Consider the following 12,846-nt stretch of genomic DNA (forward strand, 5'->3'; position numbering starts at 1 on the left):
TTTATGGCTTTTAAAAGGATCGTTTTAAAATTAAGTGGTGAAGCTTTAGCTGGAAGCGCTAAGACTGGTATTGATAATGAAGTTATTAAGTCAATCGCTAAAAGAGTAAAGACTATCACTGAAATGGGTGTTGAAGTCGGTATAGTTGTAGGCGGAGGAAACTTCTGGAGAGGAAGAGACTCATTAAATATACAAAGAGCAACATCTGACTATATGGGCATGCTAGGCACTGTCATGAATGCACTTGCGCTTCAAGACGCACTTGAGAAGATGGATGTACTAACAAGAGTACAAACATCTATCGAGATGAGAGCTGTTGCCGAGCCATATATAAGAAGAAGAGCAATTAGACAACTAGAAAAGAAGATGGTTGTCATATTTGCTGCAGGAACTGGAAACCCTTATTTTTCAACTGATACGACAGCTGCGCTTAGAGCTGCTGAAATCAATGCAGAGGCTATACTATTAGCTAAGAAAGGTGTAGATGGTATCTATGACAGCGATCCAAAACAAAATAAAGATGCTAAAAAGTTTGAAAAACTATCTTATCTTGATATACTAAGTAAGAATTTAAAAATTATGGATGCAACTGCAACATCTTTATGTATGGATAATAATATACCTCTTGTAGTATTTGGTATAGATAATCCGGATAATATTGTAAGGGTTGTTGAAGGTGAAAAGATAGGAACTATTGTAAAGGAGGATTAATATGCCTGATAGATTTAGTCAAGAATATGAACCGAAGATGAATAAAACAATAGAAGTTTTTAAAGAAGATCTTAATTCAGTAAGAGCTGGTAGAGCTAACCCAGCATTACTTGATAAACTTATGGTTAGCTATTATGGTGTTATGACTCCATTGCAACAGCTTGCAAACGTTTCAGCACCTGAAGCAAGATTACTTGTTATTCAACCGTATGATGCATCTACAATACCTGAAATTGAAAAAGAAATTCAAAAATCAGACTTAGGCATCACTCCATCAAACGATGGCAAGCTAATTCGTTTACCGTTCCCTCAATTAACAGAGGATAGACGTAAAGAATTAACTAAGATAGTTTCTAAAAAAGGTGAAGATACTAAGATTATTATAAGAAATCTAAGAAGAGACCTAATGGATTCTATTAAAAAGGCTGAAAAAGATGGAGATATCAGTGAAGATGACAGAAAGACATTTGAAGATGATGCACAAAAATTAACTGATAAATACACTGAAAAGATTGATGCAATCACAAAAGATAAACAAGCAGAATTAATGGAAGTGTAAAATATTAACCCCCCTCTTTATAGGGGGGTTATTTACAAGGAGATAGTTATGATTCCAAATCACGTAGCAATAATTATGGATGGCAATGGTAGATGGGCAAAAAAGAGAAATATGCCAAGAACTTATGGCCACAAAGAAGGTATGAACAGAGTTATAGAAAATGTAAGGTATGCCTCAGATGCAGGTATTAAATATCTTACTTTATATGCCTTTTCTAAAGAAAACTGGAAAAGACCAAAAGAAGAAGTATCTTTTTTGATGAAGCTAATAATTATTTATATCAATAGCCAAATAGATGAACTTGATAGAAACAACGTTAAAATAGTTGTATCTGGTGATTTAGATGAGATATATCCTGAATCAAAAAAAGTTATTGATGGAGCCATAGAGAGAACTTCAAAAAACACAGGACTTATTCTAAATATCTGCTTAAATTATGGTTCGAGAGATGAAATTATTAGAGCTATAAATCTTGCTCAAAAAGATGGAAGAGAAATTAATTCTTACGAAGATCTTAAAGAATATTTTTATAACTCATATATACCAGATCCTGATTTAATAATCAGAACGAGTGGGGAAGAAAGACTATCAAACTTTTTACTTATGCAATCAGCTTATAGTGAACTTTATTTTACAGATAAACTTTGGCCAGACTTTCATAGAGAAGATTTTGCTGAAGCATTAGAAAATTTTGCCAGAAGACATAGAAGATACGGAGGAATATAATGAAGAGCTTTTATAAAAGACTAATAACAACAGTAGTGGTGCTTTTACTACTAGGCCTTGTAATCTATGATATGAATCATATCTATAGATTTGCCATCTTTTTATTTGCTTCGTTAGCTTCATATGAAGTTTTGCACATGATGACAGACTCAAGGAAAAAACTTACATGTATTCTAGCTATTATGCTAAATCTCATCCTATACATTAATATATACACATCATTTATGCCAAATATGCATATTTTTGTTTTGATGCTTATATTATTTTCAATAATAAGTGTTTTGGATAAAGAATTTTCGTCTAGAAGCTTTATTAGCTTAATTTTCACTACATGTTTTATAATTATGCCATTTACAATGTTTTATAATATTGCAGATAGAACTAAACTTATACTTGTATTTTTAATATCTACATCAAGCGATATATTTGCTTATGTATTTGGCTCACTCTTTGGTAAACATAAACTAATAGAAAGAATCAGCCCTAATAAAACAATTGAGGGTTCTGTTGGCTCGTACATAACAAGTCTAGCTATAACATATCTTTATATTAGCTATTTTAATTTAAAAAGCAATCCTTATTATATAATTGGTTTAATTTTAGCACCTATAGTTGCCCAATTTGGTGATTTAATTTTCTCTAAGCTTAAGAGATATTATAATATTAAGGACTACGGATACATATTCCCAGGACATGGAGGCATAATGGATAGATTTGATAGCATTTTATTGGTATGCCCCTTTGTAATAATCTGTTTTTTTTAAGGAGCAATGATTTATGAGTATAATAGTAGCATTTTTAGTATTTTTAACTTTAGTAACTATTCACGAGTTTGGTCATTTTATTATGGCTAAGTGGGCTGGCATCAAGGTCAACGAGTTTGCTGTTGGCATGGGTCAAGCTATATTAAAGAAACAAAAAGGTGAGACTCTTTATTCACTTAGAATTTTTCCTCTTGGCGGTTACTGTGCCATGGAAGGTGAGGATGAAGACAGCGCTGACGAAAGAAGTTTTGATAACGCTAAAGCATATAAGAGGCTTGTAGTTATATTAGCAGGAGCTTTTATGAATATGCTGTTAGCGGTAGTGGCTTTTCTTATTGTGAATATGCAAAGTGGCTTCACTGACTTAAGTATTGATAAAATTGAAGCTAATTCTCCAGCATATATTGCCGGTATACAAGAAAATGATGAGATAATTTCATATAATGGTAAAAAGCCATTATTATTTTTAGAATTAAGAAATATGATAATTAATTCTAAAAATGAGAGTGATACACTTACTTTGAAAAGAGATGGAAAGCTTATAAACGTAGAAATAAAACCAGAGCTAGCAACTATAGAGGATAACGGTAAAACAATCGAATATAAAAAGATTGGCATAATGCCTAAGGTGCGTTATGACTTTTTTGGCGCTTTTAAAGAGAGCATCAATACATGTAGATACGCCTTTAGATCAATGTTTGATTTTTTAGGCAGAGCTTTTAAAGGAAATGTTAAGAAAAATGAAGTTTCAGGACCCGTTGTCATAATTAAAACTATAGCAAGTGCAGCTAAAGTTGGCTTCAGCTCAGTTATGTTTTTATTGGGACTAATAAGCATAAACCTTGCTTTCTTTAATCTATTACCATTCCCAGCGCTAGATGGCGGTAAAGCAGTTTTTATATTATTTGAAATGATAACAGGAATTAAACCGAATAAAAAAGTTGAATATATAGTAAATATAGTAGGTTTTTCAATACTAATACTTTTATTCTTATTTGTAACTTATAATGACATCAGAGGATTGATTAGATGATAGAAAGAAAAAAAACTAGAAAAATTTTTGTTCGTGATGTAGCTATAGGTGGCGATGCTTCTATAACTATACAATCAATGACAAATACTGATACGAAAGACGTTGAAAACACAGTCAAACAAACTATAAAGATGGAAGAAAATGGCCTAGATATAATAAGGATGGCTGTTAATGACGAAGAAGATGCTAAGGCTATAAAAGAAATTAAGAAAAAAATTCATGTGCCAGTGATAGCTGATATACAATTTGATTATAAACTTGCTCTAATGGCAGCAAGAGAAGGTTACGACTGCATAAGAATAAATCCTGGCAATCTTAATTCAAGCTCAGAGCTTAGAGAAATAGTAGACATCTGCAAAGATAAGAATTTACCTATAAGAGTAGGGGCAAATTCAGGATCTATTTCTAAAAAAATATTAGATAAATATAATGGCGTTAATAAAGAGTCACTTGTTTATGGCGCACTTGAGCAAGTTGAGATGCTTAATAAGCTTGATTTTTATAATATAAAAGTATCTATAAAGTCATCCGATGTAAATACTTGCATAGATGCAAATAGAATGTTTTCATCAATGTGCGATTATCCTCTACATTTGGGACTAACAGAAGCTGGATCGCCATCTGTTGGTATAGTTAAATCATCTATAGCCATAGGAACGCTTTTAAAAGATGGTATAGGGGACACAATACGTGTTTCTCTAACATCAGACCCACTAGAAGAAGTTATCGCCGCTAAGAAGATTTTAAACGCTTTAGGCATACGCAAAGACTCTGTGAACCTTGTTTCTTGTCCAACATGCGCTAGAACTAAGATAAATATCATACCTATAGTAGAAGAGCTTGAACCTTTACTAGCAAATATAAAAAAAGATATCACAGTAGCAGTTATGGGATGTCCTGTTAATGGACCAGGTGAAGCAAAAAATGCTGATATCGGGATCAGCATGAGCAAAGAATACGCTTATCTATTTAAAAGGGGTAAGGTTATTAAAAAACTTGATAGAAATGAAGTAGTTGAAGAATTGTTAAAAGAAATCGAAAGAATGTGAAGCAATGATAAAATTATTTAAACCTGAAGAACTGAATATAAATATAGATTTTCTTTCAGATGATGATAAGATATTTTTTGAAAGTCCTGTTCTTAATGAAAAGACACTTAAAATAACTTATTATTATAATTTGAAAGAGCAAAGTCTAGCTCCAAAAGTAGATGAATTAATTAAGTCTACTTTTTTAAAATTCTCTTTATCAGATGTAAATATTAATGCAATACAATATACAAAGTGCAGTGAATATTTCAATTCAATAAGAAATGAATTTACTGATATCGATGAAAAAGCATTAAGCTATGAAGAAGATGATGTATCATATACATTTACACTTGATAATCAGCTAATACTAGATAGCTTCAATGCAAATCCTTTCCTTGAACTGATGAGATCTTTGTGCGCAAGCTTTGAAAATAAGGCTATAAAGACTAAATGCAAAGAAATTGTTATCAATAAAGAAGAATTTATTGATCAATTAAAAAATAACGCTGAACAAATAAGTGAAAGCTTTAAAATTGTTAAAGAAGAAAAGAAAAAAAGCGAAGCAAGTGCTGAAAACGGCGATAAAAAATCATTTTTCAGAAAGAAAAAAGAAATTGATAAAAATAAATGCATCAAGATAAAAGATATCACTTCTGATATGGACTTTATTACAATACAAGGAGAAGTCTTTGCTTATGAGTTTGTTGACAGAGATGATTATGCCTTGGTTAAATTTGCTGTAGATGACGGTGAAGAGGCTATCAGAGTTAGTAAATTCATAAGAAAAAATAAAGAAGGAAAATATGATTATGAATATGATATAGATAACGGAGTTAAATTATACCTTTGCGGCAATGTTAATCTTTTCCAAAATATCATGAGCATAAAGATTTACAGCTATGAAATAATTAGTGAAGAAAAAACAGATGAAGAAACAGAAGATATAAAGAGAGTAGAAATAGGACTACACACTAAGATGTCAAGTCAAGAAGGCTTTATATCAGCCAAAGAATATTTTAAAGAAGCAAAAAAGAGAGGCTATGATTCGCTCGGCTTCATGGACAAAAATGTTGTTCAAAGCTATCCAGAAATTATGGATGCAGCTATAGAAACAGGTATTAAACCTTTATATGGTGTAGAAGCGAATTTATTTGACGATACAAAAACTTTAGTAAACAATTACAAAGGCGATAACAAAAACACCTTTGTTGTTTTTGACGTAGAAACTACAGGCTTTTCAGCAACTGACGATAGAGTTATAGAAATGGGTGCAGTGAAGATAAAAGATGGCAAAGTTATAGATAATTTCTCAGAATTTACTGATCCAGGTTTTCATATACCGTATAGAATTACAGAATTAACTACAATTGATGATGCTACTGTAGCTGGCTGCCCATCATTTGATGAAATATTAGAAAATTTTATAGACTTTTGTAAAGATTCAGTCTTAGTCGCTCATAACGCTGAATTCGATATTTCTTTTATTAAAAGCTCTATGCACAGAAAAGGAATCAAATTTGATTATGAATATATAGATACACTTGAACTTTCTAGATATTTATTGCCAGATTTGAAAAAGCATAGACTAGATACATTAACAGCTCTATTTAATATCAATCTAGAAAATCATCATAGAGCAATAGATGACGCAACAGCTACAGGTTTTGTGTTCTTAAAGCTTTTAGATTTATTAAAAGAACAAAATTGCAATAATCTTGACGATATGTCAAAAATAAAATCACAAAATTATTATAATGTTCACAATATTTCAATATTTGCTACAAATTTAACAGGTTTAAAAAATTTATATAGACTGATTTCTCTATCTCATATTGATAATTACAATAGACAGCCAATCGTTTATAAAAGTCAAATAGATGAAAACAGAGAAGGCCTTTTAATAGGAGGAGGCTCTTACAACGGCCCTATATACAACGCATTAATTAGATGTGAAGAGATCGATAAACTTAAAGAAATGATTAGATACTATGACTTTGTCGAGCTTCAACCAATGGACCAATATCTTTATTTAATCGAAGATGAGAGCCTTCACGAAATGGATTCAATTAAAAATATTAATAGAAGGCTATATAATGCAGCAAAAGAAGTAAATGTTCCAGTACTTGCTAATGGCGATGTTTATTATATTGATCAAAGTGATAGTGTCTATAGATCAATTTTAGTCTTTAACAGAAAAAATTTTGTAGGAAGCAGAAAAGAATGTAATAACACAGATCATTATTTTAAAACTACAAAGGAATTATTAAATAGTTTTCCTTACTTAAGCGAAGAGGAAACAAAAGAAATTGTTATTGATAATACTTTAGCATTTGCAGAAAAATTTGAAAATATAAGGCCAATTCCTAAAGATACCTTCCCGCCATTTATTGAAAATTCAGATAAAGACCTTAGAGACTGCTGCTATAATAAAGCTACAAGCATATATGGAGATCCACTTCCAGAGATAGTTAAAAAGAGGCTTGATAAAGAGCTTGATTCAATAATTGGCAATGGTTATGCGGTTTTATACATCATAGCAAGAAAACTTATTTTACAATCAAATACCGATGGCTACGTTGTTGGTTCAAGAGGCTCTGTCGGCTCATCATTTGCAGCTACTATGAGCGATATAACTGAGGTTAATCCACTTATACCTCACTATGTGTGCCCAAATTGTAAACACAGCGAATTTGTCGATGATCCAAAATATGATTCAGGCTTTGACCTTCCTCGTAAAAATTGTCCAATATGTTCACATGAAATGAATAGAGACGGACAAAAGATACCATTCGAAGTATTTTTAGGTTTTAATGGAGATAAGGAACCAGATATAGACCTAAACTTTGCGGGCGATTATCAATTGACAGCACATAAAAATACAGAAAAGATATTCGGTGAAAATTTTGTATTCAGAGCTGGAACCATTGGCACTCTAGCTGATAAGACTGCTGCTGCTTGTATCTTGGATTATCTTGAGAAGAAAAATAAAAATATTTCATATTTGCACGCTATGTTTTTAAGTAAAAGAATAAAAGGCTCAAAGAGAACAACTGGCCAACACGCTGGCGGGGTAATGGTAGTTCCTAAAAATAAGAGCATACTAGATTTTACTCCAGTTCAAAAACCAGCTGATGACATGGGAACAGATATAATTACAACGCATTTCGATTATCACTCCATAAGCGGTAAAATACTTAAGCTTGACCTTCTTGGTCATGATGTTCCTAACATTATAAAGAATCTTGAAGACCTAACTAATACCAAAATTGAAGATATACCATTTGATGATGAAAAAACATTGTCAATATTTTCATCAACTGAGGCTTTAGGTATTGATAAAGATGATTTAAAATTTGGCGTAGGAACCATAGCTATACCAGAATTTGGTACAAACTTTGTTAGAGGCATGCTTAAAGATACAAAACCAAAAACATTCTCAGATCTTGTTAGAATAAGTGGTCTTTCACATGGAACAAACGTTTGGAATAGTAACGCAGAAAAACTTGTAAATGAGATGAATGTACCTATGTCAGAAGTTATTTCTACTAGAGATGACATCATGAACCAATTAATTGATGCAGGCATGGATAAATCTACAGCATTTAAAATAATGGAGTTTGTTAGAAAAGGTAAACCATTAATACAAAAGAAAATTGTTGATAATGAAACTATAATTGTAAATTATGAAGATGAAATAAAGAAGTATCCACTACCAGAGTGGTACCTAGATAGCTGTCATAAAATTTCATATCTATTTCCAAAAGCGCACGCTGCTGCCTATGTTATGATGAGCTACAGACTTGCTTGGTACAAAATTTATTATCCAGCCGCATTCTACGCAACATATTTTACTCAAAAGATAAATGATTTTGATTATGACGCTCTTGTTCAAAAAATTGATAATTTAGATGCGTTGATGAGAGAAATTTCTCAAAACCCACAAGCAAAGAAAAAAGATGAAGATCTGTTATCTTTAGCAGAAGTAGTCAAAGAAATGCAGCTTAGAAATATAAGTATTGCGCCAATAGATTTAGATAAATCTCTAGCAACAAAATTTACTGTTATTGATGGTGAAATCATTCCTCCATTTACAGTAATTGCTGGACTTGGTAAAGATCCAGCTAATAACATAATTAGAGAGAGAGAACTTAAAGAGTTTAACTCAATTGAGGACTTTCAAAAAAGGACTCAGGTCAACAGCACAGTAATTGCATATTTAAAATCTATAAACTTTTTTAAAGATATGCATGAAACCAACCAGATAAGCTTATTTTAATTGACAAAATACCACTATTATAGTATAATCAAATTAGTGGTGTAGTATTCTAGTCAGTATTCTATATCATGAAGGCGGGGCTAAAAATCCGCCAAAGAGCGTATCGATGAAGTTCTTGATTTGTGCTTGTGACGCCCAGTCATGGGCATTCTTTGAGAGTAAGACAGATGGGGCGATCTACAACGGCATGTAGGCGTTGACCCTGCTGTCGCGGAGGCGTAAGATTTATCTTATGTAGACCTATTTTTTATAAATAGTGTAGCTTGCCTTGAGTGGTCTAGTGCGGATGATAAGGTCTTTTTATTGAACTTGTGGCCAGAGAACAATAAAAAAAGTTATCGAAACCTAAATTGCAAAAGAGGCTAAGGATATAAAATACTGTTTGGGAAAACTTCTAGACTAAATCGTAAGATGACTAAAAAGGGATTACAGTGCGGACTAAGTGGCAATCCAGTATTATATTTGGCAACAGTATAATTACTAAATTAATGGGAAACCGCTATGATTGGTGACATATAGCCTTAGTAAGGGAAAACCAACTGGACCTAAGCCGTAAGATTTACTTTTTTAGTTGCCACTATAGCTGATAGGTAACTATCAGCTTTTATTGTAAATTAATGTTTTTAATATTATCAAATTAGGTAATATATAATAAGCCTAAATTTATATAGGAGAATATTTTGAAACTAAAAAATAAATATAAAGAAAAAAGTATAAATAAAATAGAAAAAAATAAAAAAAGCAAAACGTCTAAAACAGATTATAGGTGGACAATGCTCATAACCATGTTTACATTTATTATGTCTGTCGCCTTATCGTTTTTACTAGACCATTTACTTAAAGACGTAAATATTTTCGTCGGTGTTATTATGCTTCTTTCCGTTATACTTATTGGTATAATATTTGATATTATAGGCGTGAGCGTAACTAGTGCAGATCAAAAACTATTCCATTCAATGGCTGCAAACCGCATACAAGAGGGAAAAGTAGCTATTGATTTAATTAAAAATGCTGATAAGGTATCAAGCTTTTGCAATGACGTAATCGGTGACATGGCTGGAATTATCTCAGGTGCCTTAGGTGCGAGTCTTCTTAGCAAAATTTATGATAAATTTAACGATATAAACATAGCTCTTATAGGTACTTTAATTACAGCATCAGTCGCTGGTTTTACAGTCGGAGGCAAATCTTTAGGTAAATCCGTTGCAATAAATAAATATAGAGAAATAATATTTTTTATTTCAAAGATAATTTTAAAATTTAGAAATATTTTTAAAAAGAATAAATAATATGAGATTAGATAAGTATTTAAACGAATTTAAAGATATTGATAGTAGGACCAAAGCTAAAAAGTTAATTCTTGGTTCATTTGTTTATGTCAATGGCAAAATTATTCTTAGCCCAAGTTATGATGTTGATGAAAATGATATTGTAGCAATAAATACAGATAATGATATAACAAGATATGTATCAAGAGGTTCACTTAAGCTAATTAAGGCAATAGATGCATTTAAATTAGATATTAATGATAAGACATGTATAGATATAGGAGCATCAACAGGTGGCTTCACAGACGTTTTAGTAAAGAATGGGGCACATCTAGTATATGCTGTAGATGTTGGCAAAGATCAACTTCATCCATCTTTAAAAGAGAATGAAAAAGTTATATCTATTGAATCTTTTGATGCAAGAAACATTAAAGAGGATACTTTTAATGAAGATTTTGATATAATTACATCAGATTTAAGTTTTATATCATTAACATTATTAGCTGATGCTTTTAATTTGCTTGTAAATGAAAAAAGTAAACTTGTAGTTTTAATTAAGCCACAATTTGAATCAGGCAAAATAAAGAGAAAAAATGGCATATTTAATGATGCTAAATTACATATAGATGCAATAAATAAAGTAATATTATCTTTTCATGCAAAAGGCCTTTATTTAAATGATATATGCAAATCGCCTATAGAAGGCGGGGAAGGTAATATTGAGTACCTTGCATTATTTACAAGAAAAGACATTGCAAGAAATATTGATATTAAAAAATTAGTAAAAGATTCTTTAAGTAGGTGAATATATGCTTAAAAAATTATATATTAAAGATTTTGCTATAATTGATTCATTAGATCTTGATTTTGACAATGGTTTTTCCGCTATATCAGGTGAAACTGGTAGTGGTAAATCCATCATTGTTGACGCCTTAGCTGTTGTGCTTGGTGCAAAAGCGAGCAAAAATCAAATTAGAGATGGTAAAGAATTTTCAAGTATTGAAGCTCATATTGATTTAGATAATAAAAAATTAAGCAAAATTAATCAAATTATGAATACAAAACTAAAAAGTCCTATTATTTTAAAAAGAACTATATATAGGGATAAATCAAGTGAGAATTATATTAATGATGTGAGCATAACGCTTAAAGATTTGAGTGAAATAAGTAATATTAGCATTAACATATTAGGACAAAAAGAGCAATTTACTCTATTAGACAAAAATGAACACATATATATACTCGATTATTTTGGAGATAATGAATATAAATCTTTACTTAGCGAAATTGAGGATTTATATAATAAAATAGATAAAACAAATAAGCGTTTAAAAGAGCTTCCAAGTAATCAAAAAGAGATTGATAATCAGATAGACTTTATTGAATTTCAAAAAAATGAGATCGATAAAGCTGAAATTTTGGAAGGTGAAGACGAAGAGCTAGAGGCCGAAATAAAGAGGCTTAACTCTAGTGAGGAGATAAAGAAAACATCTTATAAGATAAATCAAATTTTAAGAGAAAGTGAAAACTATAGCGTTGACGCCTTACTATCAGATGCAAGTAACCTTGTAGATGATTTAAAAGAGTACTCAAAAGATGCTGCATCTTGGTACGAAAAACTCATGGATTATCAAGAACTTATAAAAGATATAAATGAAGAGATAAATTACTTTTCTGATTCAATTGATTATGATCAAGAAAGACTATATGAGTTAAATAAAAGAATTTATGAGATAAGCAAGATTAAATATAAATATGGCAACACAATTTCAGATATTAATCTATATAGGGAAGACTTGGACAAAAAACTTAAAGAAATAAAAAATATTGAGATAGAACGAGAAAATTTAGAGAAATCTTTAATTGATTATAAAAAAGCATTTGACATAAAAGCAAATGAATTAAGCACGAAAAGAAAAGCACTAGCGAAAAAGATTTCAAAGATGCTAGAAGATGAATTAAAAACACTAAATATGAATAATATTCAGGTCGAGATATCGGTCGAGACAAAGAAGGCCATGAAAGATTATGGCTATGACGAAGTAGAAATACTTATGAGCGCAAATAAAGGCCAATCTGTTAAGCCTATCAGCGAAATTATATCTGGCGGTGAAATGTCAAGACTAATGCTTGCCATAAAAAATTTAGGAGCTGATTTTGACAATATTGACACTATCATCTTTGATGAGATAGATGCAGGACTTAGCGGCTACACAGCAAGCTGCCTTGCAAATAAATTAAAAGAATTATCAAATAAATACCAGATAATATCTATATCACATTTGCCACAAATTTTAGCTAAGGCAAAAGAACATTATCTAGTGGAAAAAGCTAATGAGAACGAAGCTACCATAAGCCATGTTCGTAGGCTTGACTATGATGGAAGAGTTTTAGAGCTAGCAAGGCTATTAAGCTCAGGTAAAATTAGTGATATAGCTATAAAAAATGCTAAAGAATTATTAAAAAGTGAGGAATAGA

General features: G+C 31.1%; 10 protein-coding genes. All 10 read left to right on the forward strand.

What is annotated here, in order from left to right:
• Positions 1-3 precede the first annotated feature (3 nt).
• Entirely contained in the window at positions 4-711 is a 708-nt protein-coding gene (gene pyrH, locus AC2UOP_RS01610; protein ID WP_484832401.1) for a UMP kinase, read from the forward strand.
• Between the two features lies 1 nt (position 712).
• Positions 713-1,270 (forward strand): ribosome recycling factor, encoded by a 558-nt coding sequence (gene frr, locus AC2UOP_RS01615; RefSeq protein ID WP_019213551.1) that lies wholly within the window; start codon positions 713-715, stop codon positions 1,268-1,270.
• A 48-nt stretch (positions 1,271-1,318) separates the two neighbouring features.
• On the forward strand, positions 1,319-1,996 hold the full coding sequence (gene uppS, locus AC2UOP_RS01620) for an undecaprenyl pyrophosphate synthase (protein ID WP_484832402.1): 678 nt from the start codon (positions 1,319-1,321) through the stop codon (positions 1,994-1,996).
• Positions 1,996-2,760, forward strand: a complete 765-nt coding sequence (locus tag AC2UOP_RS01625; RefSeq protein ID WP_480019415.1) for a phosphatidate cytidylyltransferase — start codon at positions 1,996-1,998, stop codon at positions 2,758-2,760. Before uppS ends, AC2UOP_RS01625 begins: the two co-directional genes overlap by 1 nt.
• Positions 2,761-2,773: 13 nt before the next feature.
• Positions 2,774-3,793, forward strand: coding sequence for a M50 family metallopeptidase (locus AC2UOP_RS01630; RefSeq protein WP_484832403.1), 1,020 nt, complete (start codon positions 2,774-2,776; stop codon positions 3,791-3,793).
• Positions 3,793-4,842 carry a flavodoxin-dependent (E)-4-hydroxy-3-methylbut-2-enyl-diphosphate synthase gene (ispG, locus tag AC2UOP_RS01635; RefSeq protein ID WP_484832570.1) on the forward strand — a complete coding sequence of 350 codons (1,050 nt, stop codon included), beginning with the start codon at positions 3,793-3,795 and terminating at the stop codon, positions 4,840-4,842. Before AC2UOP_RS01630 ends, ispG begins: the two co-directional genes overlap by 1 nt.
• A 4-nt stretch (positions 4,843-4,846) precedes the next feature.
• Positions 4,847-9,100: a PolC-type DNA polymerase III gene (locus AC2UOP_RS01640; RefSeq protein ID WP_484832404.1), complete on the forward strand. Its 4,254-nt coding sequence runs from the start codon at positions 4,847-4,849 to the stop codon at positions 9,098-9,100.
• Positions 9,101-9,780: 680 nt separating this feature from the next.
• The gene (locus tag AC2UOP_RS01645) at positions 9,781-10,389 is read left to right on the forward strand and encodes a hypothetical protein (RefSeq protein ID WP_085840176.1); all 609 of its coding nucleotides are present in this window, start codon (positions 9,781-9,783) and stop codon (positions 10,387-10,389) included.
• Position 10,390: 1 nt separating this feature from the next.
• On the forward strand, positions 10,391-11,173 hold the full coding sequence (locus tag AC2UOP_RS01650) for a TlyA family RNA methyltransferase (RefSeq protein ID WP_484832405.1): 783 nt from the start codon (positions 10,391-10,393) through the stop codon (positions 11,171-11,173).
• Positions 11,174-11,177: 4 nt separating this feature from the next.
• The gene (gene recN / locus AC2UOP_RS01655) at positions 11,178-12,845 is read left to right on the forward strand and encodes a DNA repair protein RecN (protein WP_484832406.1); all 1,668 of its coding nucleotides are present in this window, start codon (positions 11,178-11,180) and stop codon (positions 12,843-12,845) included.
• Position 12,846: the final 1 nt, after the last annotated feature.

This window comes from Fenollaria sp., assembly GCF_057222035.1.